This is a genomic window from Methylobacterium sp. Leaf117 (assembly GCF_001422985.1).
Lineage (GTDB): Bacteria > Pseudomonadota > Alphaproteobacteria > Rhizobiales > Beijerinckiaceae > Methylobacterium.
Map to the genome: position 1 here is coordinate 1 of NZ_LMNL01000017.1, position 21,789 is coordinate 21,789.

Here is a 21,789-nt window from a genome sequence, read left to right on the forward strand (position 1 = left end):
ATACCCACCCCGAGCCGAGGTTGCCGGACGGCCGACGAACGACCGCTTAGGAGAAGCGCCCGTAGTGAACCAGGCGACCGGGTTGGGTCGGGACCCGCAAGTCCGCTCTACGAGCGGATCAGGACGACTCCCGTCATAGCCTGATGTCGGAAATACCGTCGTTTTTACTACAAGAAACGCATCCACTCGACTTTCGCGGCAGCATCACTTGCAAGCTGTGCCGCGGATTGCGATATTCACTACGGTCCTGAGCAGGGGGGGTGTCCCATGGACTGTGCTCGCGGTGCGAGGCAGCCCAAAATGGAGGGGTTTGATCTTCTTCGCCGTCGTTATGATTTTCATCATCACACCCAGCGCAGAGGCTTTCTCCATGATCCAGACACTCACTAACCCGTCGACGCCCTTCGGATCTCTCGTCATCGGCTTCACAGCCAGCACACTGGCTGCTTTGGTACCGTCCCTGTGACACCCTGAGCACGAAGGACCAGCCGAGAATGAAGGTCCGAAGGGCAAGACAACGGCGCTCCGAGATTAATTTCGGAGCGCTTTTTTGCGAGCCCTTCACAGAACCTGTGCCGTAATTGCCGGAATGACCTTAAGCTCCGGGACCAAGTTCTCGCGTGGAAGGCAGGGTAGGGAAACAGCCCCATCCCCAACGGCGGGCCTCACAGGCGTCAAAGCCGGGGGCAGGCAGGGGCGCCCAAGGCGGCCCCTGCCCTCTCCCGCTGCGGTCTCGCCAAAGCCCTGGCAACGGGACGTGAGCGAGGCCCTGGGGCCGGCATCTGCGTCGCGCCTGGTGCAACTACCCTGGCGGCCCAGGGCAGCCAAGAGGGCGCTGTGAGCGCTCCCCAACGATCAGCCCGTGCGCCGGGCCCGTTCGGCCTCGGCGCGCCAATCATCGCGCTCCTGCTCTGCCTGGGCCAGCCGGCGCCGTAGCGCCTCGTTCTCGGCGTGCTGTTCGCCCGCGTCGACCGCGAGTTCGATGCACTGGTCCTGAACCTCTGCGAGCTGTTGCCGAAGCTCCGCGTTCTCTACGACGACGGCGAGGAAGTCGGCGCTGCGCTGGCTCGTGTCGCTCATGCCAGGGGTCTACCCCAGGCGGTGCGCGACTGTCATCGTGGGACGCCGCCAGAGCCACGCACACGGCAGCACGTCGGGGGAAGCGATGAAGCGGGATATGGACCTTGTTAGGAGTATCCTGATCGAGATCGAGGAAGGAAGGTATACCTTCGATTTTGACACCCTGAAAGTAGAAACCGACGATCAGATGTATGAGCTTATGAAGCTCAAGCATCATATAGCTATCATGGTACAGGCAGAGCTTATAAACCTTAGCGGAAACTCGCCGCTATGGCGAGAAGACGCGCCTTATAACCAAATCGAGGTTGTCGGGCTGACGTGGAAGGGGCACGATTTCGTGGATGCTATCCGCGATCCCGCGGTGTGGCGAAAGACGAAGGAAGGTGCCTCCAAGGTAGGCGGCGCCGGCTTCGGCTTCATCCTGGAACTCGGGAAAGCCTACGCCAAGCAGGAGCTTCAGAAGCTCGGGCTCCCGCTGCTCTAGCCCGCATCTTGGGCCAGGATTAACCGCCGAGGCGGCGGCGCCATAGACGATCTCGCTCTAGCGCGGGTGCATAACGTCCCATGATCGGACGACACACCTTCTCCATCTCCGCGACGGCAGCATCGACCTGCGCCCCAACTTCGTCGTCCCTATCTCTGCGGGCTACGATACGAGTAAGATCAAGGTAAATATCTGGATTTAGACCATCGTCGCCGCCGACTTTGCCTCTGCTAGCTACTAAAACATCTACGGCGATATTAATTTTTAGAAATACATCGCTTATCTCGTACCAAGGTTGCTCATATTCAGGACCAAAGGTCGCAGAAAATATGTGCTTACTTGAGAAAAATGCTCCGATTTCTTCGGAGTGCTGTGAAATCCTGTTCTGTATTCCGTAAAACGGGTTCAGACGGCTCTTGTCTGTGGCGCCCTCAGGCGGCGTCATCTCCCGACGATTGATGTGGGGAGCGCGCACGGATCTGATGATCTCCCGCATCTGGTAGAAGCCTGCCAGGGCATCTCCTGCGACTTCCAGGCGGCGCTTCCCGACACTCTCAGTCTGCCAGCGGTTGAGCGCACGCCATCCGGTGACGGTCGCGAATATCGCGGCGCCGGCTGTCAGCACGTCCTTCGTGCTGGTGATGAAGGCAGGCCAATCCATAGCCTCGGTCAGCCGGCCAGCCGGCGCCACCAGGGCTTCGTCGGCTCTGGCGCCCGGGTCGCGGCCTCGTGCCAGCGCCGCGCTTTAAGGAACATAGATGCGCTTATCTGGATGAGCGGCGTTCGAGGCCGTGTTGCCCATGTACCCACTTCAATGTCCCGGAACGGTCCGTGGAGCGGCTTCGTCGGAGATGCCGACCTTGGCCCAGACGTAGACGGCAAGCCCTGCCACCGGAAGCCCGATCAACGACGTCGCGACGAAAAACCAAGTGAAGCCTGTGTGCTCGATCGCGAAGCCGGAGAAGCCTGCCAGTACGCTGCCCGGGAAGGCGCAGAGCGACGTCAGGAGCGCAAACTGGCTTGCCGCATGATCCGTCGATGCCAGGGTCGACATGTAGGTGATTAGCACGACCGACGCGAAGGCGTAGGCGAAGCCCTCGACGCCAACGGCGGCCGCAAATGTCCAGAACGCCGTCCCGCCATCACCCCCGTGCGCAGCGAGGTAGGCAAGGCTCAAATGCGAGGCCGAGCCGGCCACGGTACCGATGAGGAGACTCGGCAACATGCCGATCCGCGGGATGAGGGCGCCGGCCAGGAAGGTGCCGCCCAGAGCGATCCAGAAGCCGAAGAGCTTGGTGACGGTGGCGATGTCGGTGTTCGAGAAACCCTGGTGCTTGAACAGCGGAATGGCCATCGCACTCGCGACGTAGCCCGGCATACGGAAACCGGCGACGAGCAATAGGATGACCGGCGCCATCGGTCCCAGCCGACCTAGCAACTCGCGGATTGGCGCCCAGATCGTGTCGAGGAAGCCTGATCTGGCTAGATGGGGAGTTTTGTCCGAGGGCGGCTCGGGCGCGAGTACGGCGGCCAGCATACCCGGGAGCATCAGCGCGGCCATGCACAGGTAGGCACCGCGCCAGCCAATCCTATCGGCCAGGAACAACGCGCCTGCCCCCGCTGCGAGATTGCCGAGCCTCCAGCCGATTTCCGTCCAGGATGAGAGCACCGCCTGCTTCTCGGGAGGTCGCACGCTGGTGATGCGCCAGCCATCGATGACGAGGTCGAGCGTTGCACCAGCGAACCCGAGGGCCAGCGAGAAGGCAATCGTCCAGGCGAGCTGATGCGCAGGATCGCCGAAGGCGATGCCTGCGGATGCCGCATGACGCCGAGCTGCGCGACAACGATCCAGCCGCGTCTTCGGCCCAGGAAGCGTCCGAGGAGGGGCGGATCGTACCGGTCGAGGAAGGGCGCCCACAGGAACTTGAACTTGTAGGCAAGCGTCAGTTCGCTCAGGAGCCCGATGGTCGCGATCGAGATCCCAATGTCGGAGAGCCAGGCCGACTGCGTCGAGTAGACGAGAAGGAACGGGATGCCAGACGTGAAGCCGAGGCCGAGGGCCGGTGCGATCCGTCGATCGGTGAACAGCGCCGACCAGAAGGGCGTCGCCTTAGGTTTTGCCACGACCGCTTGGCTCATGCTCGGCTCTCTCCGCCCCTGCCCGTCCGAGACAGGCTCAGCTGATGTTATCCCTATTGGTTCTCAGCCCGCGACCAATGAACGAAGCCCCGGCCGCTAAGCGGTCCGGGGCTTCGTTCATTCGGTAGGCAGCAGCACTGTGTCGGCCTAAGTCGGCTGCACCTCAGTGTCCTTGATCTCCGGCTTGTCTTCCTCCGGGATCGTAGGCGGCTTCTTCTCAGGCTGTTCCGGCGCATCCTCGATGGGCTGGAGGTCGGCGCCGGGCAGTGGCTTATCGGCGTTGATCACGGCTTCGCTCCCTGGATGTCGTGGGGAGCAAAGCACTTGCGATCGGAAGCGTTCCTACCTGCGTATCATCCCTGGGCGTCCAATCTTCAGGAGATGGCCCAGGCGAGCACCAGGATGCCGCCAAGGAACATCCCGTAGGTCGCCATCACGGCGGCGACCTCACGGTGCTGCTGAAGGACGGAGCGGGAAGCTAGCAGCATGGGAGGAGACCAGAGGCGGGTGTGCTCCGACCATATCTGCCTGCATGCACGGCGCCGCGCGAGGCCTTCCACCTGTGGAACAAAGGTAAAACATCGACTGTCGCTTGGCGGTCACATACCTACCGACAGCTGACTTCACTCATGAGGCTTTAGCTGCTCGTCCAGCCTTCTTCTTCTTCGGCTCGGCCGACGCTTCTGAGACTGTCCCATCTGGCTCAGCAGCCTTGCTCCAGCCTCTCCGCTGCTGTCCGAGCCCCAGCGAACGAGCAAGCTCGGAACGATGCGCCGAGTAGGTTGCCGAGGTCATCGGGTAATCGCGTGAGAGACCGTACTTCGCTCGGTAGGCCTCAGGCGTTAGTCCTCGCATCGTAAGGTGGCGGCGTAGCGTCTTATAGGGCTTGCCGTCCTCAAAGCTGATGAGGGCATCGGGCGTGATCGATTTCTTAATTTCAGCTGGGGTCGGCTTCTCGATCTGGTCCGCGGCTGGCGTAGCAGGCCCGCCCAGACCCTTGAGCGTCTGATGCACGGAGGCAATCAGCTCACTCAGTTCGGCAGGCCGGACGGAGTTGTTGGCGATGTAGGCCGAGACGATGTCGGCGGTAATATCCACGTAATCGACGGCGGTTTCTTGGAGCGCGTTTTCTTCGGGTGTGTCGAGCACGTGAAATCCTTATGGCCTGATGATCTCGCAGTGCCTTACTATGATCTGCGCTGCGGGCAAATACATTGATTAGCCCCCCCCTTCGCGATGTAAAGATGCTCGTCGCATTTAGATCGTAGGGTACGCTACCGCGGAGCGTGCCTATGCTCTCCCAGAGATGCGGTTGCTGGTCTTGGACCGGGTGGGACGTAGGGTGAAGACATCTTGAGGCCTGTTCCGTGTTGCGCGGGGCAGGCCTCACTCGTTTCAAGGAAGCGAACGCTACTTGGCGCGTCGGAAACTCTTGGCTTGCCGTGATTTCATTCTGTGAACAGCAGAAGTCGCCATGAAAAAATTGATGCTTTCGACGTGTGCTTTAGCGCTGTCTTCCTTCGTCCTCGTGCAGATTAGCACCGAGGCCGATGCATGCTCGCGGACCAAGAAGCGGGGTGGCGGCGTCGTGACCAACATGCAGAACAACACTGGCGGCCGCCCTACCCGGGTTAGATCGCGTGGCGCTACCGGAGCCGACACAATCACCTCGAACTCTGCTGCAGGTGGAAATGCTACGCAGCCGTTGCGCGCCGGCAGCGCCGCCAGCGCTGGCGGTGGCTCAGGTGATGCTGGCGGCCTGTAGAGCCCGATAGGCCTTCAACGATCCTTCGCCCGCCTGGCTCCGGCCGAGGCGGGTTTCTTCGTTCTGCGTCTCGGTTACGCAACAAGCGTCCGGATCAAACCCCAGAGAGCCTGGTGCTCGGGGCCGCCGCTATCGAGGCTGAGGAAGATCGGCAGAGCCATGTCGACCAAGTGCCCACCTGACGGCTCATTGGCTGTGTGACGCACGAAGGTGTGGCCTGAGGAGGCGTCGACCATCAGGTCCCAGCGATCCCCGTTCGAACTGGCGTACAACTCGCGCATATGCGTCTCCTGCTTCGTGGTTCCTGCTCTGGAGCGCTCAGCGCTCCAGAGCTGCAGCAGCGTACCGGGCCCGGGCAGCACCGTCGGAAGGCAAGCCCGCGATCTCGCACCATGCACTGAACACGCCCGGTTCGATCGGCACGCGCACGACCTCGACGCCGCTGCATTGCACCTCTCGCTCGACCTGTTCGGTGGAAGCCCGCCAAGCCTCGTACTGCGCCGGCAGCTTCCCGCCATCGGACAGGCTCTGGCGAAGCGCCTCGTAGTGCTCCGCGGCGTACCAGGGCAGAGCAACGCGACTGGGACGGCTCATCATGGACTTTCGGCTAAAGGTGATCGGTCTGATGGCCGCTCGATACGAGCTGTCCTCCTAGGAACGGATCTTCGTACCACGAGGTTGCAGAAGCAGTACCAAGGAGAAGAAAATGCTGACGGGTAGCTTACTGTGGCTTTTGGGCGTTCCGATCCCCGTCCTGATCCTGGTCTGGTTCTTCTTCCTTCGAGGACGGTAGGTATTGTCAGGCGTCTCGGAAACGAGGCGCCTCTTTGCTGGACCAGAGTTGCTCCCTCGGACGTTCGTGGTAGGTCAGGCGAATGGCGAGAGAGTACCGGCTAAACCCTAAGGTCGAGATCCCGGAGGGCGTTACCCTCGACAAGCCCGGCATCTACGAGTGGGCGATCACATACCCGGATGGCTCGATCCGACGCTATGTAGGCAAATACACGCGCCGGAGCCGCCCGATGCGTGAGTACCGCGCCAACGTCGAACGCATCCTCGATAAGCGTCCTTACCGCAAGGCATCGCCAGAGGGCTTCCGCCAGGTGCACCGCGAGTTGGCTACGGCGGCCTCCGAGGGACGCATGGTCGTCCTCACGATCCTTGAGAACGTCCTTCCCGAAGACCTCAACCGCCGAGAGCAGGCGCTGATCCGTGAGCGAGGCGCGACCCTGAACGGAAGCGGAACTGCATCCGCCGCTACGTCGTAGGCGGACCCTCTCACTCAGCCTTTGCGCTCAGCGCCCGATGCACGGACCCCTTGCCGATGCCAAGCCTCGCCGCGATAGCGGCCATGGATAGGCCCTCGGCCGCTAACGCCTTGATCTCTGCGCTCTTGGCACGTGCAGTCGGCTTCCGACCTTTGTAGGCGCCTTTTGCCTTGGCCTTGGCGATGCCCTCGCATTGGCGCTCCAGCATCATCTCCCGTTCGAACTGGGCGACGCCGCCGAGGACGTTGAGCATCAGCTTTCCGGTCGGGGTCGAGGTATCGACCCCCAGGTTCTCGATCCGAAGCGCGACACCCTTCGTTTCAAGCTCCAAGAGGATGCTGCCGAGATGGGTGACGGAGCGCGCGAGGCGGTCGAGCTTCGTCACCACCAAGGTGTCGCCCTCACGGCAGAACGCGACGGCCTCTTGTAAGGCCGTACGCTGGCCAAAGGCAGAGACCTGCTCCCGGAATACCCTTTCACAGCCGAGGGCCGTCAGCGCTCGAATTTGAGCATCTAGGCCCGCTTCCTGTTCGTACGCATCCGGCGTAGGCCGCCTTGCTCCGAGGTCTGCTGGCGTCCAGCTTTCCGGTGTTCTGATCCGGCATCGGTGCCGGCATCGATGCTGGAGATGCTCGGGTGGACGATGCGACTTACATCCGGCGCCGCCGCTGGAGTCCTCAGGAGAAGCGCGCTGTTGTCACGGAGTCCCTGGCCAGCGGCAACGTGATCGCGACGGCCAAGCGCCACGGCATCCAGGCGCAGCAGATCTATCGCTGGCGCGAGCGGCTGGAAGCGCGGTCGGCTCCGGCCGCCTTCCTGGCTGTGGCGGTCGCCTCGGATCCAGGGCCGCCCAGTCCAGCACGGGTGCCGGCACCGCTGCTGGACGGCGCCAGCAGGGATCGGGATCCAGCATCGCGGCTTGAGCGGACGTCGCGGGTGGAGATCGTGCTGTCCGCGGGCCGCCGGATCATTGTCGAAGGCGGCATTGAGGTCGACGCGGTGGTTGCGTTGGCGCGGGGTCTGGAGGCCCTGAGATGATCCCGGTTCCGCTTGGTGTGAAGGTCTGGCTGGCCACCGGTCACACCGACATGAGGAAGGGGTTCGCTTCGCTGGCCTTGTTGGCGCAGGAGGTGTTGAAGCGCGATCCGCTCGGCGGCCACGTCTTTTGCTTCCGCGGGCGCCGGGGCGATCTCTTGAAGGTGATCTGGCACGATGGGCAGGCGGCGAGCCTCTACGTGCGGCGGCTGGAGAAGGGCCGCTTCCTGTGGCCATCCCCGGCCGACGGGGTCGTCGCGATCACACCCGCGCAGATGGGGTATCTGCTCTCGGGCATCGACTGGCGCAATCCGGTGGAGACATGGCGTCCGACGGCGATCGGATAGGCCTTTTTGCTTGTGTTTGCAGGAGGATGTGATTCCATCCTCGGTGTGAGCAACACCGCCGCGTCGCCTGCTTCGCCCGCGCTGCCCGCCGATCTGGCGGCGGCGCACGCCATGATCCTCAGCGAGCGTGCGAAGCGGATCGAAGCGCAAGCCGCAGCGTCCTCCGTCGAGGCCACGATCGCCCATCTGAAGCTGATGATCGAGAAGCTCAGGCGCGAGCTCTACGGCCAGCGCTCGGAGCGCACGGCTCGCCTCCTCGACCAGATGGAACTGCAGCTTGAGGAGCTGGAGGCCAAGGCTACGAAGGACGAGATCGCGGCGGAGGCTGCGGCGCTGCAAGCCTCGTTGCCGGCTCCGGCGCTACGCCGCCGTCCGTCACGCAAGCCCTTTCCGGAGCACCTGCCGCGCGAGCATATCGTGGTGCAGGCGCCGACCAGCTGCCCATGCTGCGGCTCCATGAAGCTGTCGAAGCTCGGCGAAGACGTCACCGAGACCTTGGAGGTCGTGCCGCGCAGCTGGAAGGTGATCCAGACCGTGCGCGAGAAGTTCACCTGCCGCGCCTGCGAAGCGATCACGCAGCCGCCCGCGCCCTTCCACGTAACGCCGCGCGGCTTCATCGGCCCGAACCTCCTGGCGACGATCCTGTTTGAGAAGTTCGGGCAGCATCAGCCCCTGAACCGGCAAAGCGAGCGCTACGCCCGAGAAGGCGTCGACCTCTCCGTCTCGACCCTGGCCGACCAGGTGGGGGCTGCGACGGTGGCGCTGGCGCCGTTGCAGGCTTTGATCAAGGCACATGTGCTTGCTGCGGAACGGCTGCACGCCGACGACACGACGGTGCCGATCCTGGCCAGGGGCAAGACCGACACGGGCCGGATCTGGACCTACGTGCGCGACGACCGCCCCTTCGGCGGCGCCGACCCGCCCGCGGCGCTCTACTTCGCCTCGCGCGACCGACGGCAGGAACACCCCGACGAGCATCTGGCGGGCTGGTGTGGTGTGCTGCAGGCCGACGCCTATGGCGGCTACAACGGGCTCTACGCTCCCGCCCGCAAAGGTGGAGCCGTTACATCAGCGCTGTGCTGGGCCCACGCACGCCGCGGGTTCTTCGAACTCGCCGACGTCGCAGCCAGCGCGCGTCGCGGCCCCTCCGCCGCGCCCGTCTCGCCGATCGCCCTGGAGACGGTCCGTCGCATCGACCTCCTCTTTACCATCGAGCGCGAGATCAACGGGCTCAATGCCGAGGAGCGCCGGTGCGTCCGGCAGGAGCGGGCCAGACCCGTGGTCGAAGAGCTGCATGCTTGGCTGGAAGAGCAGCGGGGCAAGCTCTCGCGCTCCTCCACGGTCGCCAAGCCCATCGACTACATGCTCAAGCGCTGGGATCGCTTCGCCCGCTTCCTCGACGACGGCTGCGTCTGCCTCAGCAACAACGCCGCCGAGCGCGCGCTGCGCGGCTTCGCCCTCGGCAGGAAGGCTTGGCTCTTCGCCGGCTCCGACCGAGGGGGCCAATCACGCCGCCTCCATGGCGACGCTGATCACGACCGCGAAGCTCAACGACATCGACCCGCAAGCCTGGCTGGCCGACGCGCTTGCCCGCATCGCCGCGACGCCGCAGAAACGGCTGCCCGAGCTGCTGCCCTGGCGCTGGCGCGCCGGCCACCTCGATCGCCGCCACGCCGCCTAATCAAGAGCAACGTCGTCGGCCTCCACCATCGGCAGACCGCGGCCCAGGCCGAATGGTTACACTCAGCTTCGAGCAGATATCGATCGAGTGCTGTCGGCGGCACGCGATCATATCAAAGGGACTGGGGACGGTGATCCTGGGCTCGTAGATGGCGCCATGCGCTTGGTCGACGGATCTCTACGCTTTTTGGAGCAGGACCGAGCCATTTGGGAGGCTCGCCGAGTCGTGCTTGAGCGGCTGGGGAGCGTCGCGCAATTGATAGAGCGGGATAGGACCGGACCCTATGACGGGCGCTCTAAACGAGCCATCGAAACGGCGCGGGCATATGCTGTTCAAGCAATCAAGGAATTGCAGGCCCAGATCATGCGGAATGGCCGTGTGAACGCGGCAGGTGACCGTGTGGGGCTCGGGAAAGCTGGCGCAGCGATCCAGTAGCGGCTGATGCCAGAGCACGTCTTGAGAGGCCTAGGAGACGCGCAGCAGCTCAGTTCCCGAAGTAGTCACCCCGCCTTGGCTTCGCGGAAGGTGTCAGCCTCAAGAGCCATCAGCGCCTTGCCCTTCTTGAACGCAATGTGCGTCTTCTTCTCGCTGAGAAGCTGTTGGATCTCCAGGATTTGGGGTGCCGCGCTCGGCATGGTCTGTAAGATCTGGACGGCTAATCGAGAAAGCTCGTTCAACTCCTCGAAGGGGTTCTCTTTCAGAACGATCTCCTGAAGCGCAAATACCATCTTCGAACAGGGCGACGTAGCCTCGCTTTCGCGGATCATCTCGCTTTCGCGTAGGATGCGGCAATGGTTTTTGATGACGAGACTGACGCCGGAGCCTGCGTTACAGATCTCGGCGCCGTTAATATAGACTGTTTCACCAGGTCTGATCGTCAGCTTTAATGCCATTTTTCAAACTCCTTTTGAGTCGGATCTTATGTTCGGTGTAAGTATTTGATGGAATTTCAGGTTCTATTCCGTAACGGGTGAAGCCAATCGTTCATGCAGCTCCTTTTCGTACCGCATAAGCTTCTGCCCCGCCTTCAAAGCGGTATAGTATTCTCCGGATGTGAACTGCGTATAGATCTCCGCAATGTATGAAGACGTGCTAGGGGAGGCTTTCATAATCTCATTGGAAAGGGAAACAAACTTTTCCTCTAATTCAACATTGTTATCGGTAAAATATATTACCTGCAGAATGATGTACAGATGCTCGCAAGCCGTTGATGCTTTCGAAGCAGGTAGCATGTCCTTTTCTCGAAGGAACTTCGCCTCGGTTTCAAAGATCAATCTTGCGCGACGGTCGCCATTCCGGACGGATACGTTCGCTATGATGATACGCTCATGTGGCTTTAAATCGATATTTAGCGCCATTATGCAGTTCCCAGCTTATACAGATTACTTGCCACATAATGCGTTAACATTCTACTAACCATACAATCGATTTCTTGAGCAGTATGTAGATTTAGCAATTCGAATTAATGTTTGGAGAAGCTTCCTAGTCGACATCGGACGTGTCGCCTGAAATTGCGCGATCATTCGATCTAAAGGATCATCCTATGTCCGGTATCAACCTCACTGCCAGTGTTCGCGCCAACCTTTCGTCGCTTCAGGATGTTGCTTCACTCCAGACCACGACCGCAGCGCACCTCTCGACCGGAAAGAAGGTTTCGAGTGCGCTGGACAACCCTGTGAACTTCTTCACGGCAGCCAGTTTGGATAGCCGCCAGACGCAGTTGGGTGGTCTTCTCGATGGCATTTCGAACGGCATTCAGACGATCCAGGCCGCCAACAAGGGCCTGACGTCGATGACCAGTCTTGTTCAGCAGCTTCAGTCCACTGCGAAGCAGGCACGTCAGGACACGACTGGGACTGTTACACCTGGCACTTCTCTTGCCACTACGGGTTCTAATACATCTAATACTGCTGGCGCCGCTCTTAATTTCACTGTTGGTAGCCAGAGTGTCAGTATCTCGACTGTTTCAGTTGCAACGAGCGCAACGGCAACCACGTTGCAGGGTGCCTCTGGTACGTTCGGTCAAGCCGCTGCTGCTCAGGCGGCAACAATTCAGTCGGGGACCGGTACGGCGGTAACGATCACGGGTCTGAATGCCAGCAACACGGTGGACCAGCAGATCGCTGCCATCAACTCGTCGCTTAGCGGTGCTGGTAGCACCATTAGCGCCGCCAACGTCGGTAATCAGATCAAGCTTACCGACTCATCTGGTGCTGACGTTACAGTTGCCGGAACTGGAGCTGGCGCGCTCGGCTTTGGTACTGGCCTTACAAACTCTACTAACGGTATTAAAGTCGGAGAGACGACTGCTCTTACGACTGATCAGTTAGTAACTGCTATTAGCAGCAATGGATTGCTTGCAGGAAAAGTCACTGCGACGAACAATGGTGGAAACCTGTCGCTTGCCAATACTACCACAAGCAGCATCGCCGTTACTGGTATCAATGGTACGACGCTCGATGGTGCGTCTGGAACGACGAGCACCCTCGCGGCAGGAACTGCGGCACTCAGTGCCACCCGTCAGTCTCTGGCAAACCAGTTCAACTCGCTGGTTTCGCAGTTGGATAAGCTGAGCACTGACTCCGGGTTTAATGGTGTGAACCTCCTTCAGGGTGACCATTTGAAGGTTCAGTTCAATGAAAAAACTGGTACCGCGTCCAATTCTCTCGACGTGTCCCTGAAGAAGTCCGATAACACTGACTTCGGTGTTTTGAATTCGTTCAACCTTGGCATTGGTCAGGCGGCTACCACAACATCTGGCTCTGGTATTGATTTTAAGAGCAATTCGGCAATTGATACGCTGAGCGATACTCTGACGACTGCTATTTCGACCATTCAGACCCAGTCGTCGTCGCTTGGTGCAAACCTGTCGGTCGTCCAGACCCGTCAGGACTTCACAAAGCAGATCATCGACGTTCTCAAGACCGGTTCGGGCAACCTGACCGACGCGGACATGAACGAAGAGGCTGCGAATTCGCAGGCTCTGTCGACCCGTCAGTCGATCGGTATTTCGGCGCTCTCGCTCGCCAATACTGCGAACCAGGGCATCCTGCAGCTCCTTCGCTAAGCAGACTAGCTTCAACGACGATAGAGCGGCCGGGGGAAACTCCGGCCGTTTTCGTTTAGGCCACCGCCTACAGAAAGCCGGAGCCCGAATGGTCTTTGAAGACGTTCGCCCGGCGTATGTACCCGACGACCGTGCGCGGGTCGCGGTGCCCCGACTGATCCATGATCCGAGTGAGATCCGCGCCTCGCTCGGCCGCTGTCGTGATGTAGCCAGCCCGTAGGCTATGCGCCCCGAAGGTCGAGGCATCGAGCCCAGCCGCTCCGCCCGCGACGGCAAGCAGATAGGACACCTACCTAGAAAGCTGTGGCACCCGTTGCTCGCCTGGGCGCGGGGCGCAGCATGCTCTTGACGGTCTCATAAGGCCGGGGCCGATTGATCACCTCGTCCAGCCGGGACCACAAGGTCTTGGGCGAGAAGGGCTTGGCGATAACCTCATTCACACCCAAACGGACAGCTCTCTCGACGCTGTTCTTCTGAGGCCGAGCCATCATCAGGACGAGTGGCACGGTGGGAGCTGGGGAGGTGCGCGCGTTCCGGATAAGGCGAATAACCTCCTCGCCCGAAAGGATGGCCAGATCCCAATCCAGGATCACCAAATCAGGGCGGGCCTCGACCATACAGCCAAGCGCTTCTGCCCCGTCGATCGCCTCCTGTATCCGTCGGATGCCAGTCCGCTGCAGCATGTCGCGAACGATACGGCGGACGTAGAGGCTCTCGTCAGCGATGACTGCGGAGAGATCAGGAAAGCTCGGAGCGCCGATCATGTGCAGGAACCTCGTCGACGCAGGCGCCCGTCGCTACGGCAAGCCCTATCGCTACGAGCTAAACCTTACCTTCCTAGTAGAAGCGCTGCCGAGCAGGCCGCCGCGTGTCCTCTCTGTCATGCCGACCCTCTATGTGTGGTCGAGCGCTTGAACCGCTTCCGTAAGCTGCAGCGCGTAGCGGAAACGATCGCTTTCCCGACATTGCGAAACCGATACCCAGACATTGGCCCCATGCAAGCAGGGTCGTGTCGGGAATATATGACCGGATTTCTATTGCGGATTAAACGTGCTTGAATCACTATCCCGACATGCTCGTCGGATATGCCCGCGTCTCCACCCTCGATCAGAACCTCGACCTGCAGCGTGATGCGCTGACCAAGGCCGGCTGCGAACGCCTGTTCGAGGAGAAGAAGTCCGGAAAGGCGGGTACCAAGCGCCCTGAGTTCGAGGCGGCGCTTGCCTACCTCCGGCCGACCGACGTGCTGGTGGTCTGGAAGCTCGACCGGCTCGGTCGCTCGCTCGTCGAGATGATGCGCACCATCGACTCGCTTCGCGTGAAAGAGGTCCACTTCCGCTCCCTTACCGAGCAGTTCGACAGCGACACGGCGCATGGACGCTTTGCCCTGCAGATGCACGGCGCCATGGCCGAGTACTTCCTCGACCTCAACCGCGAGCGGACGATGGAGGGCCTGAAGGCGGCCCTGGCGCGCGGTCGCAAAGGAGGACGGCCCAGGAAGCTCACGGAAGCCGACATCGAGGTGGGTCGCGCCCTGTTGCACTCGGGCACGATCTCAATCGCGGCTATCGCTAAGCGCCTCGGGGTGAGCCGGGACACCTTCTACAGCTACTTCCCCCAGGCGAGAGCTCGCAGCCAAGCCGCCGCAGCTGCAGCAGCACAGCGGGACTGACGCGCATGCCGATCCGGCGCGAGCACCGCTTCTTCTACCCCATCGACTGGCCCCAGCTCTCGGCCGTGATCCGCTTCCAGCGGGCGAAGGGGCGCTGCGAGGTCTGTGCCCGCCCACATGGGCAGACCGTATTCCATCTCGGCGACGGTCGCTGGTGGGACGCAGAGGTTGTCTCCTGGCGCGATGGGACCGGGCACTTCATCTGTCTGGCGATCGGAGCCGACGACATCCTCGGGCGTGTCCGGACCACGCGCGTGGTCCTGGCAACCGGGCACCGCGACCATGACACGGCCAACAACGGACCCAAGAACCTCGCCGCCTTTTGTCAGCGCTGCCACATGAACCATGATCGACCGGAACATCAGCGCCGACGCTGGTATACCTTGTTCAGGCGCAAAGCTCTGGGGGATCTTTTCGGTGGTCCCTATCCGCGCTTTTGAGGTTCTCCTGGTCGGACCTCGGCGTTAATCCGGCTCACCACGTGCTGAGCGGCACGTCAAGAATGAGAATGACACCCCATCTTAGCTTCAGGCAGAGAGAAACGGGCCAACGACTTGGTTCGTCCTGCAATGGAGTTGATAAGCCACAATGAAGACCCGTATCGCCGCCCTCGCCACCGCACTTGTCCTTGGCGTTGCTCCGATCTCGTCCGCGATGGCTTACGACAGCCCCTCCCGCTACACGGCGTTCGCACCCTACGATGTCGAGACCACGGGCTCGGTCAACGATGTCGGCCGTTCCCCGGCCTATCTCGGCTGCCCGATGAGTTCGGCTGCTGAGGGCAATGCCAACCAGCAGAATTTCCCCACCCAGCAATACGGCCAGACCTCCGGCGGAAATCGCTGCTGATCGGGGAGCACGAGGATCGCCCCATGCTGCTGAAAGGCTTTTCCTACGCGATGATCGCAGCCTTTGCCGGAGGCCTTGCTTTCACCATCGTCGGCTCGGCTCACGCTTTCCTGAGCCTGTAAGGGCCCAGCCGCACTGATCCGACTTTGAGACCCGCCCGGCTACCGCCGCGGCGGGTCTTCTGCTGCGTGTAAGGGTTAACCACCCGTAAACGAATTGGTAGGCATATCGAAATTCAACCGCTCTGGTGCGCCCGAGCCACACTTCCAAAGGGCCTGAGACATGATCACGGTGACCTTCATCGGCATGATGACCGCAGCTCTGACCGCTGCGGTAGCCGGAGCAATCAGTGATCCAGGCGCTCGATAAGAACCCAGCCGCCAGAGATCCGAAATTTTGACGGTCCGGCGAAAGCCGCACGTCGAACCACTTATGTGACCGCCACGATACGGCGGACGTTTCTCGTGCATTGAGGCGCTAGAGGCCCTCACATTGGCACAGTTGGCCGATCAAAAAGACGCCGCACGCCTGTTCCTGGTCCCGTCCAATGTCACTCACTCGCTCCGTCTTACGCCATCACCGCGAGGTCGCCGCGGTCGTGGCCACCTACGGGATGTTTCTAGGTGGTATCTTGGTGCTTGCCTGGGCGATGGCCTGACCTTCGGCTGCTGGTGGCAGGACGGCAAGAGGCCCGAATGGATAGGCTTGCCGCGGTGATGAGCTGCCTGGACTGATGCCGGCGTTGTAGGCGGCGCGCTCAGTCGGGTTCAACGCAGAGCACCTCGGGATCATCGGTCTGAGGCTGCCTGAACGGAATGGCCGCGCTTCTGTCAGTATCAGTTCAGCGGTTGGGGCGCAGCCTATGGTTTCTCCGGTCAGCTGAGGCTGAGATCGGACGCCAACAGGGTTCAGGTCATGACGCGCGTGAAGGTGCTGAGAATAGCTGCTGTGCTGGCTGCTGGGCTCGGCCTAGCGACGTCGGCCAAGGCCGCTGACCTCTCGTTCGATCCCTTCGAACAAGGCCGCGGTGATACTGTGGTCGAGTTCGTCGCTGGAGGCTGCGGCCCTGGCTTCCATCCCAATCCATGGGGCCGCTGCCGTCCGAATGACCGCGGCTACGGCTATGGCGGCTATGGTGGACCACGCCGGTTCTACGAGGGACGGCCCTACGGCTACGGAGACAGTTATGGCCGCCGCGGCAGCTATGAGTACGATCGCCCTCGGCGGTTCTACGACGGCTACTGAGGACGTCACGGCTGGCGCGCCCCTGACAGCCAGCCGTTCAAGCCTGCCTATGCCTTGTCGATGATATTCTCGCGCCGCTCCGCGCCATCAGGAGCGGCTTCCATGGCCTCGCGCCCACCAGCCTCTGCAGCCTCCTCAGCGTTGCGACGGATCGCGGCCTGGAATGCCTTCACAGTCGGGCCAGCAGTCGACTGTTTCTCAACGGCTGCAACGAGGCTCTGCATGGCTTCCGCGATCGGCACGATGGCCTGCCGTCACGACAGGGCAGGCGCTGCTTCGGGTCCAAGAGGCGCCGCGGAGATGGGTACGGTCGTTCGCGGTCGGATCATGGGTCGTGCTCCTCCACTCGAAATCTTGGTTTGATGCATGAGTGCGAAACGGCACGTCATTCCGACTGAGACAGGCCTAGATCAAGGTCACTGAACAAGTCACGGCCAGCCGCCTTTCGACGGAGACCGCGCAAACCCAAGTGGATTGTGCCATGAACACTCGTATTGCTTCTGCTGTTGCTGCTGTCGTCCTGAGCGTGAGCGCGATTGCTTCGCCCGCTTTGGCCCAGAGCTACACCGCTCCCGCTGGCATCCCTGCCGTGACGGCCCCTGGTGGCCTTGAGGGCCGCAGCTACGACGACATCACCACCGGCTCTATCGGTTATGGTCGTGGCCACGACAGCGCCCAGGAAGGCAACGCCAGTCAGCCGAACTTTGTGGTTCAGCAGTACGGCCAAACCGCAGGTGGCCCCCGGCGCTAAGCCTTCACACCTTTAAGACGACCGGCGGCGGGGCGAAAGCCTCGCCGTTTTCGTGTCTGGGCTCATGCTGCTTTCCCCCTGGCGCGCCATGTTACAGCGGCTTTGTGCGCGAGAGCGACGACCTCCTCGATCCAAACTGCATCTGCGTTGGTGACACGGACGGAGCGCTCGAACGCCTTGAGGCGAACCCGCTCGGCCTTGGTCAGGAAGCGACCTCCGAACGCCTTTGGGATCGTCCAGTCGAGGGTGAGAGTGTAGCCGGCGGCCCGGCTCCAGGGCTCAACACGCTGTGTATCCCACAGGCGCATCCCCGGCCGGCTGCAAGATGCGGAAGGGTCGATGTCTCTGAAGGCGGACGACGAGGAGCGTTTTGGCGCAGCCGACATGGTGGCCTCAAGAAGCGGAGCTTGGATAGCCCCTGCGAGATCGTGCCAGTCCAACCCCGCTACGGTGAGTGTCCGACCGATGGCACGAGCCGTCGCGACCACCTCTCCATCATGCTCGCTGGCAAGGTGGGGCAGGAGCTTGGCGAGGCGGTCCAGGGTAGCCGCCGGGATCTTGGGAGAAGCCACGTGTGTGATCCAGAATAATTTAGACGCCGATCGGCACGCTAAGCGCCTGATCTAAAACGAAGCCGGTGGGTCCCTTTTGGGATGCAGATCACAAGCTGGGATGTGCAGGGGCGGGAAGTGACGCAGGGTTCACCCGGCCTTGGTCACGCCGTGCCTGCATGACATGGCAACGACATGCTGGAACAAATAAAGCCAACTTACCGAGTCGTAACGCGGCGCTGTTCACTGAACGAATATCGCTATAGGTGGCTACTTCTCTCGTCCGAGAGCGCACACAAGATCCGCGCGCCGGACTCCTATGAAACTGAGGCTGAAGCCCAGAAATTGGGTGAGATAGAAGCTTCGTTTCTGAACGAGCAGGACTTCCCTGCGCTATGACTTAGCTGAGCCCACATTATCGTCGCCAAGCTGGCCTACAGCTTGCAAAAGCCAAGGCGTCCTCGGGACCATCCAGGCTCAGGAAGGAGCACTCATGGCCTTCGCGTGCACAATTCCCGCCGTGGCTACTATCCAACAGGACGATGCAACCCTACGGATTACACGCTGGGACTTCGAGCCTGGTGCGGTCACCGGGTGGCATGAGCACGGATGGCCCTATTTCGTCGTGATGCTGATGGCTGGCATACTGAGGGTTCACGACGGAGATCAGGTCACTGACACCTCGTTGGCAGCAGGACAAGCCTACAGCCGACCTGCCGGCATTCGACACGATGTGATGAATGGATCCGATCACCCTATCGCGTTCATCGAGATCGAGGTGAAGCGCGCGGAAGCCCTGATAGGGCTCGCCAAGTAAGAATGTTAAGCAGCTACAAAGCGCAAAACTCGGCAGTCTTCAGTTTATTTACGTTTTGAGCAGCAAGCCACTCAATGACTAAGCTTGCTAGTTTGGTTTTGACCGCGACACGCGCTTCTTCAAACGTTGCAAAGCTGCTGCCAGAGAACCTTCGTGGACAACCTTTTTGATTGATGAGCCAGATGAAGCGGTCAGTTCCATCCTTGGAATTTGCGAGATGAACGCTGAAGGGGTGGGATTGGCTTTTTAAAGAAGGCATGACCAGTCGTTACCAGATAAGGCTGCGGGCACATAATCAGGGTCGACATTTGAGGCAATGAAGTCGCACCTTGCGACCCCCGCCCCCCGTTCGCATAGGCGCGGTTATGGCTGGGATCGCGATTTTGTTAGCACTCGTCGGCTAGGAGGCGGCTTTGGGATCACATGACGTGATGGGGGCGACCACGTTGGATGCGTACAGCCGCGACGAGTGGAAAATGTACTTCGACGCCGTAGCCGTGGGCCTTGTCGCAAAGCCCCACACAGCGCGGCGGCGGGCGCGGGACATGGCGAAGCTCTGCCCTTACGCTGACATCGCCGAAGCCGGGCTTTCCAAGGTTAAAGCCGCGATTGAAGCCCACGTCGATATGGTCGGCCCAAAAGACCGTTCTCAATGGCATTAGCGGGCTGCTGACGGGCTTGGGCGTGATTTAGCGGGCCTGTTGCAAGCTTGGGTATGGGGCGTAGAAAGGCCTCTACCTCCCCATTTTCAGGCTTTGTTCGCCTGTGGAAGTCCGAAGCAGACCGCGAGCAATCGGTTCTGCTCGCGCACGGTCCATGCGCCGGCAAAGCCGTAGCCCTTGCGCAGCCAGAGCATGGCCTCGAAGCCCTGGATCGTGCGCCGCGCCGTGTTGAACGAGCGGAAGCCGCCCACCCGCGGCATCGGCCGCTTCACTCTGAAGTGGTCGCTCTCGATCCCCTGCTGCAGATGCTTGGTGACGGAGTGGATCGGCGTTCCCGGCAGCAGGCCCGCCTTCCGGCTCTCGGCGATGGCCGGCGGGTCGGTGCCGGCGCCATCCGTGCCGATGCGGTCTGGGGCGAGCAACGGCTCGGACGAAAGCATCTTGCGAAAGAAGCGCTTGGCCGCATCGAGATCGCGGTTGGCGGTCAGCAGGACGTCGACCGGATTGCCGTGCTTATCGACGGCCCGGTAGAGGTAGCGCCACTCACCGCGCACCTTGATGTCCGTTTCGTCGATCCGGACCGAGCCGCAGTGCGGTCTGCGGAACTGCGGCAACCGCTTCTCGATCAGCGGCGCGTAGGCCACGACCCAGCGGTTCAGGGTGCTGTGATCGATCTCCAGGCCACGCTCCTCAGAACAACTCCTCGATGTCGCGGTCGCTCAGCGGATAGCGTAGATACCAGGAGACGGCCTGCACGATCAGGGCCGCCTCGTGGTGCCGGCCCTTGAAGTCAGCCTTGGAGCGCTGCTTCAGCTTGGCGGCGATAGCGGACAGCATCATGGGCGGCCTCCGAAAACGGAGGCGCCATGCAGGCCGTAGGGTCAACGTCGGGTAAACGCCCGCACACTCGCGTTTGCGAAAGGCCCCTCGGGTCTGCTTTGGACTTCAGACGGTTAACAAAACCCGAAAACGCGGCAAATCCGGCCTCTGCTGCGGCTCACGGCACGGTTTGCGACAAGCTCCTTTTCCCTGTGCTCACGACCGTTGCTACGATGAGCCTCGGCTGAACCTTAACGGTTTGTTGCCAATGCCCGTTCAGGATGCCTCAACTTTTGGAGAATCCTGGCTATGCGCGTGCTGCTGATCGAGGACGATGCCTCCGTCTCCGCGAGCATCGAGCTGATGCTCAAATCCGAGAGCTTCAACACCTACACCACGGATCTGGGTGAGGAGGGGATCGATCTCGGCAAGCTCTACGACTACGACATCATCCTATTGGATCTGACGCTGCCCGATATCTCAGGCTACGAGGTGCTGCGATCCTTGCGTGCCTCGAAGATCAAGACCCCCATTCTGATCCTGTCGGGCATGGCCGGTATCGAGGACAAAGTGAAGGGTCTCGGCTTTGGCGCCGACGACTACCTGACCAAGCCCTTCCACAAGGACGAGCTCGTCGCGCGCATTCAGGCAATCGTGCGTCGCTCGAAGGGTCACGCCCAGTCGGTGATCACCACCGGCGATCTTGCCGTGAACCTCGACGAGAAGACGGCCATCATTGCGGGTCACCGCGTGCATCTCACAGGCAAGGAGTACCAGATCCTGGAGCTTCTGGCTCTGCGGAAGGGCACGACGCTGACCAAGGAAATGTTCCTCAACCACCTCTACGGCGGCATGGACGAGCCCGAGCTGAAAATCATCGACGTGTTCATCTGCAAGCTACGCAAGAAGCTGGCGAACGCTTCAGGCGGCAAGAACTACATTGAGACCGTCTGGGGCCGCGGTTACGTGCTCCACGACGGAGTACCAGAGCTGCAGTCCTTAGCTGGCTGAAAGTATCGGGTACAGGATCAGCGCTCCCATCATTCGTAGCTGAGCAATGCCGCTTCTTTCGGCTTGCGGAAATTTGCAGGAGGATGCTGTCTGTCGACAGATCTGTCCTTTCTGGTCCTCGGATAGATCAATACGAACTGACAGCCTGCGGCTTCATGCCTTGCAGGCTGTTTTTTTGGAACCAAGTCGTTATTCGTGAGTTATTGCGGCCCAGAATAAATATGGTAAGTAAAAACCTAACGCATTCTTTGGCGATCGAGAGCTTCATCAATCTGTTCTAGGTGTTGCACGCCTGCACTAGTGGTGAGGTCTACCTTGTCGGTAAGTTCCGATCACACCGCACCGAGAGTGCGCATCTGATTTCCCCGGCAGACAGACCATGATCAAGAAGCTCATCCTCGCCAGCGCTGCTACGGCTCTTCTCGCCGGCGCCGCCTCTGCAGCCGACCTTCCGCGCCGCGCGGCTCCCCCGGTGTTCGTGCCGGTGCCGGTGTTCACCTGGACCGGCTTCTACGCTGGTTTCAACGCCGGTTACGGCTTCGACGC

The 21,789-nt window shown here is 61.1% G+C and carries 28 protein-coding genes and 2 pseudogenes; 15 read left to right on the plus strand and 15 right to left on the minus strand.

Annotated elements, in window-relative coordinates:
• Positions 1–855 precede the first annotated feature (855 nt).
• The gene (locus ASF57_RS11070; protein ID WP_056483203.1) at positions 856–1,080 is read right to left on the minus strand and encodes a hypothetical protein; all 225 of its coding nucleotides are present in this window, start codon (positions 1,078–1,080) and stop codon (positions 856–858) included.
• Positions 1,081–1,165: 85 nt separating this feature from the next.
• Here ASF57_RS11070 and ASF57_RS11075 point away from each other — a divergent pair, with 85 nt between their 5' ends.
• A complete protein-coding gene (locus ASF57_RS11075) occupies positions 1,166–1,564 on the plus strand; it encodes a DUF2513 domain-containing protein (RefSeq protein WP_162241559.1) in 399 nt (132 codons plus the stop codon).
• Positions 1,565–1,583: 19 nt separating this feature from the next.
• On the opposite strand, the gene ASF57_RS25675 is transcribed toward ASF57_RS11075, so the two are convergent.
• The 4 genes and pseudogenes from ASF57_RS25675 to ASF57_RS11085 all read right to left on the minus strand — a co-directional run bounded on the left by ASF57_RS25675 (position 1,584) and on the right by ASF57_RS11085 (position 4,852).
• Positions 1,584–2,255, minus strand: coding sequence for a hypothetical protein (locus ASF57_RS25675; RefSeq protein WP_156376093.1), 672 nt, complete (start codon positions 2,253–2,255; stop codon positions 1,584–1,586).
• A 120-nt stretch (positions 2,256–2,375) separates the two neighbouring features.
• A pseudogene (locus ASF57_RS11080) lies at positions 2,376–3,703 on the minus strand (MFS transporter).
• A gap of 147 nt (positions 3,704–3,850) precedes the next feature.
• The gene (locus ASF57_RS26415; protein ID WP_200935852.1) at positions 3,851–3,991 is read right to left on the minus strand and encodes a hypothetical protein; all 141 of its coding nucleotides are present in this window, start codon (positions 3,989–3,991) and stop codon (positions 3,851–3,853) included.
• A 339-nt stretch (positions 3,992–4,330) separates the two neighbouring features.
• Positions 4,331–4,852, minus strand: a complete 522-nt coding sequence (locus ASF57_RS11085; RefSeq protein ID WP_056483210.1) for a MucR family transcriptional regulator — start codon at positions 4,850–4,852, stop codon at positions 4,331–4,333.
• 325 nt (positions 4,853–5,177) lie between these two features.
• Between ASF57_RS11085 and ASF57_RS26900 the strand changes: the two genes are divergently transcribed.
• Positions 5,178–5,468 (plus strand): hypothetical protein, encoded by a 291-nt coding sequence (locus tag ASF57_RS26900; protein ID WP_082503861.1) that lies wholly within the window; start codon positions 5,178–5,180, stop codon positions 5,466–5,468.
• A gap of 74 nt (positions 5,469–5,542) precedes the next feature.
• Here the strand turns inward: ASF57_RS26900 and ASF57_RS11090 are convergent, their stop codons facing one another.
• Both ASF57_RS11090 and ASF57_RS11095 read right to left on the minus strand, forming a co-directional pair.
• Complete coding sequence (locus ASF57_RS11090; protein WP_056483213.1) at positions 5,543–5,749, minus strand: hypothetical protein; 207 nt, start codon at positions 5,747–5,749, stop codon at positions 5,543–5,545.
• 37 nt (positions 5,750–5,786) lie between these two features.
• Positions 5,787–6,062 carry a hypothetical protein gene (locus ASF57_RS11095; RefSeq protein ID WP_056483258.1) on the minus strand — a complete coding sequence of 92 codons (276 nt, stop codon included), beginning with the start codon at positions 6,060–6,062 and terminating at the stop codon, positions 5,787–5,789.
• 281 nt (positions 6,063–6,343) lie between these two features.
• Between ASF57_RS11095 and ASF57_RS11100 the strand changes: the two genes are divergently transcribed.
• The gene (locus ASF57_RS11100; protein WP_056483216.1) at positions 6,344–6,736 is read left to right on the plus strand and encodes a hypothetical protein; all 393 of its coding nucleotides are present in this window, start codon (positions 6,344–6,346) and stop codon (positions 6,734–6,736) included.
• 10 nt (positions 6,737–6,746) lie between these two features.
• On the opposite strand, the gene ASF57_RS11105 is transcribed toward ASF57_RS11100, so the two are convergent.
• On the minus strand, positions 6,747–7,334 hold the full coding sequence (locus ASF57_RS11105; protein WP_082503862.1) for a recombinase family protein: 588 nt from the start codon (positions 7,332–7,334) through the stop codon (positions 6,747–6,749).
• Positions 7,335–7,372: 38 nt separating this feature from the next.
• Here ASF57_RS11105 and ASF57_RS11110 point away from each other — a divergent pair, with 38 nt between their 5' ends.
• The 3 genes from ASF57_RS11110 (at position 7,373) to ASF57_RS11120 (ending at position 9,799) form a co-directional block, all read left to right on the plus strand.
• Positions 7,373–7,774: a transposase gene (locus ASF57_RS11110; RefSeq protein WP_056483223.1), complete on the plus strand. Its 402-nt coding sequence runs from the start codon at positions 7,373–7,375 to the stop codon at positions 7,772–7,774.
• A complete protein-coding gene (tnpB, locus tag ASF57_RS11115; RefSeq protein ID WP_056483226.1) occupies positions 7,771–8,118 on the plus strand; it encodes an IS66 family insertion sequence element accessory protein TnpB in 348 nt (115 codons plus the stop codon). The genes ASF57_RS11110 and tnpB overlap by 4 nt, the downstream gene beginning before the upstream one ends.
• 111 nt (positions 8,119–8,229) lie before the next feature.
• A protein-coding gene (locus tag ASF57_RS11120) for an IS66 family transposase (RefSeq protein ID WP_244476906.1) occupies positions 8,230–9,799 on the plus strand; the annotation gives its coding sequence in 2 pieces (ribosomal slippage) (positions 8,230–9,615 and positions 9,617–9,799; 1,569 coding nt in all).
• Between the two features lie 500 nt (positions 9,800–10,299).
• On the opposite strand, the gene ASF57_RS11130 is transcribed toward ASF57_RS11120, so the two are convergent.
• Together ASF57_RS11130 and ASF57_RS24685 are read right to left on the minus strand one after the other, a co-directional pair.
• Complete coding sequence (locus tag ASF57_RS11130; RefSeq protein WP_056483231.1) at positions 10,300–10,692, minus strand: flagellar biosynthesis repressor FlbT; 393 nt, start codon at positions 10,690–10,692, stop codon at positions 10,300–10,302.
• Positions 10,693–10,755: 63 nt separating this feature from the next.
• A complete protein-coding gene (locus ASF57_RS24685; protein ID WP_082503866.1) occupies positions 10,756–11,157 on the minus strand; it encodes a flagellar biosynthesis repressor FlbT in 402 nt (133 codons plus the stop codon).
• Positions 11,158–11,342: 185 nt separating this feature from the next.
• Here ASF57_RS24685 and ASF57_RS24690 point away from each other — a divergent pair, with 185 nt between their 5' ends.
• A complete protein-coding gene (locus tag ASF57_RS24690; protein WP_082503867.1) occupies positions 11,343–12,866 on the plus strand; it encodes a flagellin in 1,524 nt (507 codons plus the stop codon).
• Between the two features lie 293 nt (positions 12,867–13,159).
• On the opposite strand, the gene ASF57_RS11145 is transcribed toward ASF57_RS24690, so the two are convergent.
• A complete protein-coding gene (locus ASF57_RS11145) occupies positions 13,160–13,630 on the minus strand; it encodes a response regulator (protein WP_056483237.1) in 471 nt (156 codons plus the stop codon).
• 308 nt (positions 13,631–13,938) lie between these two features.
• Between ASF57_RS11145 and ASF57_RS11150 the strand changes: the two genes are divergently transcribed.
• From ASF57_RS11150 to ASF57_RS11165, 4 genes are all read left to right on the plus strand, one after another.
• Positions 13,939–14,538, plus strand: a complete 600-nt coding sequence (locus tag ASF57_RS11150) for a recombinase family protein (protein WP_056483240.1) — start codon at positions 13,939–13,941, stop codon at positions 14,536–14,538.
• Positions 14,539–14,543: 5 nt separating this feature from the next.
• Positions 14,544–14,978, plus strand: a complete 435-nt coding sequence (locus ASF57_RS11155; protein ID WP_056188205.1) for a hypothetical protein — start codon at positions 14,544–14,546, stop codon at positions 14,976–14,978.
• Positions 14,979–15,126: 148 nt separating this feature from the next.
• Positions 15,127–15,387, plus strand: coding sequence for a hypothetical protein (locus ASF57_RS11160; RefSeq protein ID WP_056483243.1), 261 nt, complete (start codon positions 15,127–15,129; stop codon positions 15,385–15,387).
• A gap of 915 nt (positions 15,388–16,302) precedes the next feature.
• Positions 16,303–16,632 carry a hypothetical protein gene (locus tag ASF57_RS11165; RefSeq protein ID WP_056483246.1) on the plus strand — a complete coding sequence of 110 codons (330 nt, stop codon included), beginning with the start codon at positions 16,303–16,305 and terminating at the stop codon, positions 16,630–16,632.
• A gap of 47 nt (positions 16,633–16,679) precedes the next feature.
• Here the strand turns inward: ASF57_RS11165 and ASF57_RS25680 are convergent, their stop codons facing one another.
• Positions 16,680–16,856: a hypothetical protein gene (locus tag ASF57_RS25680; RefSeq protein ID WP_156376094.1), complete on the minus strand. Its 177-nt coding sequence runs from the start codon at positions 16,854–16,856 to the stop codon at positions 16,680–16,682.
• Positions 16,857–17,113: 257 nt separating this feature from the next.
• Between ASF57_RS25680 and ASF57_RS24695 the strand changes: the two genes are divergently transcribed.
• Positions 17,114–17,383 (plus strand): hypothetical protein, encoded by a 270-nt coding sequence (locus tag ASF57_RS24695; RefSeq protein ID WP_082503868.1) that lies wholly within the window; start codon positions 17,114–17,116, stop codon positions 17,381–17,383.
• Between the two features lie 62 nt (positions 17,384–17,445).
• Here the strand turns inward: ASF57_RS24695 and ASF57_RS11170 are convergent, their stop codons facing one another.
• The gene (locus tag ASF57_RS11170) at positions 17,446–17,955 is read right to left on the minus strand and encodes a hypothetical protein (RefSeq protein ID WP_056483249.1); all 510 of its coding nucleotides are present in this window, start codon (positions 17,953–17,955) and stop codon (positions 17,446–17,448) included.
• A 472-nt stretch (positions 17,956–18,427) separates the two neighbouring features.
• Between ASF57_RS11170 and ASF57_RS11175 the strand changes: the two genes are divergently transcribed.
• Entirely contained in the window at positions 18,428–18,751 is a 324-nt protein-coding gene (locus ASF57_RS11175; protein WP_056483252.1) for a cupin domain-containing protein, read from the plus strand.
• Between the two features lie 13 nt (positions 18,752–18,764).
• Here the strand turns inward: ASF57_RS11175 and ASF57_RS25685 are convergent, their stop codons facing one another.
• Positions 18,765–19,010, minus strand: a complete 246-nt coding sequence (locus ASF57_RS25685; RefSeq protein ID WP_156376095.1) for a hypothetical protein — start codon at positions 19,008–19,010, stop codon at positions 18,765–18,767.
• Positions 19,011–19,179: 169 nt separating this feature from the next.
• Between ASF57_RS25685 and ASF57_RS11180 the strand changes: the two genes are divergently transcribed.
• Positions 19,180–19,413, plus strand: coding sequence for a hypothetical protein (locus tag ASF57_RS11180; RefSeq protein ID WP_156376096.1), 234 nt, complete (start codon positions 19,180–19,182; stop codon positions 19,411–19,413).
• A gap of 86 nt (positions 19,414–19,499) precedes the next feature.
• Here ASF57_RS11180 and ASF57_RS11185 read toward each other — a convergent pair.
• Positions 19,500–20,253: pseudogene (locus tag ASF57_RS11185) on the minus strand (IS6 family transposase).
• 288 nt (positions 20,254–20,541) lie between these two features.
• Between ASF57_RS11185 and ASF57_RS11190 the strand changes: the two are divergent.
• Entirely contained in the window at positions 20,542–21,243 is a 702-nt protein-coding gene (locus ASF57_RS11190; protein WP_056483255.1) for a response regulator transcription factor CtrA, read from the plus strand.
• Positions 21,244–21,789: the final 546 nt, after the last annotated feature.

Bases quoted from the DNA above. Each gene is read 5' to 3' on its own strand.
- ASF57_RS11190 (WP_056483255.1), top strand. From the start codon at position 20,542: ATGCGCGTGCTGCTGATCGAGGACGATGCCTCCGTCTCCGCGAGCATC.
- ASF57_RS11150 (WP_056483240.1), top strand. From the start codon at position 13,939: ATGCTCGTCGGATATGCCCGCGTCTCCACCCTCGATCAGAACCTCGAC.
- ASF57_RS24695 (WP_082503868.1), top strand. From the start codon at position 17,114: ATGAACACTCGTATTGCTTCTGCTGTTGCTGCTGTCGTCCTGAGCGTG.
- ASF57_RS11130 (WP_056483231.1), bottom strand. From the start codon at position 10,692: ATGGCATTAAAGCTGACGATCAGACCTGGTGAAACAGTCTATATTAAC.
- ASF57_RS11090 (WP_056483213.1), bottom strand. From the start codon at position 5,749: ATGCGCGAGTTGTACGCCAGTTCGAACGGGGATCGCTGGGACCTGATG.
- ASF57_RS11165 (WP_056483246.1), top strand. From the start codon at position 16,303: ATGACGCGCGTGAAGGTGCTGAGAATAGCTGCTGTGCTGGCTGCTGGG.
- ASF57_RS11145 (WP_056483237.1), bottom strand. From the start codon at position 13,630: ATGATCGGCGCTCCGAGCTTTCCTGATCTCTCCGCAGTCATCGCTGAC.
- tnpB (WP_056483226.1), top strand. From the start codon at position 7,771: ATGATCCCGGTTCCGCTTGGTGTGAAGGTCTGGCTGGCCACCGGTCAC.
- ASF57_RS11075 (WP_162241559.1), top strand. From the start codon at position 1,166: ATGAAGCGGGATATGGACCTTGTTAGGAGTATCCTGATCGAGATCGAG.
- ASF57_RS26900 (WP_082503861.1), top strand. From the start codon at position 5,178: ATGAAAAAATTGATGCTTTCGACGTGTGCTTTAGCGCTGTCTTCCTTC.
- ASF57_RS11160 (WP_056483243.1), top strand. From the start codon at position 15,127: ATGAAGACCCGTATCGCCGCCCTCGCCACCGCACTTGTCCTTGGCGTT.
- ASF57_RS11175 (WP_056483252.1), top strand. From the start codon at position 18,428: ATGGCCTTCGCGTGCACAATTCCCGCCGTGGCTACTATCCAACAGGAC.
- ASF57_RS11100 (WP_056483216.1), top strand. From the start codon at position 6,344: ATGGCGAGAGAGTACCGGCTAAACCCTAAGGTCGAGATCCCGGAGGGC.
- ASF57_RS24690 (WP_082503867.1), top strand. From the start codon at position 11,343: ATGTCCGGTATCAACCTCACTGCCAGTGTTCGCGCCAACCTTTCGTCG.
- ASF57_RS25680 (WP_156376094.1), bottom strand. From the start codon at position 16,856: ATGCAGAGCCTCGTTGCAGCCGTTGAGAAACAGTCGACTGCTGGCCCG.
- ASF57_RS25685 (WP_156376095.1), bottom strand. From the start codon at position 19,010: ATGCCTTCTTTAAAAAGCCAATCCCACCCCTTCAGCGTTCATCTCGCA.
- ASF57_RS11095 (WP_056483258.1), bottom strand. From the start codon at position 6,062: ATGAGCCGTCCCAGTCGCGTTGCTCTGCCCTGGTACGCCGCGGAGCAC.
- ASF57_RS24685 (WP_082503866.1), bottom strand. From the start codon at position 11,157: ATGGCGCTAAATATCGATTTAAAGCCACATGAGCGTATCATCATAGCG.
- ASF57_RS11155 (WP_056188205.1), top strand. From the start codon at position 14,544: ATGCCGATCCGGCGCGAGCACCGCTTCTTCTACCCCATCGACTGGCCC.
- ASF57_RS11070 (WP_056483203.1), bottom strand. From the start codon at position 1,080: ATGAGCGACACGAGCCAGCGCAGCGCCGACTTCCTCGCCGTCGTCGTA.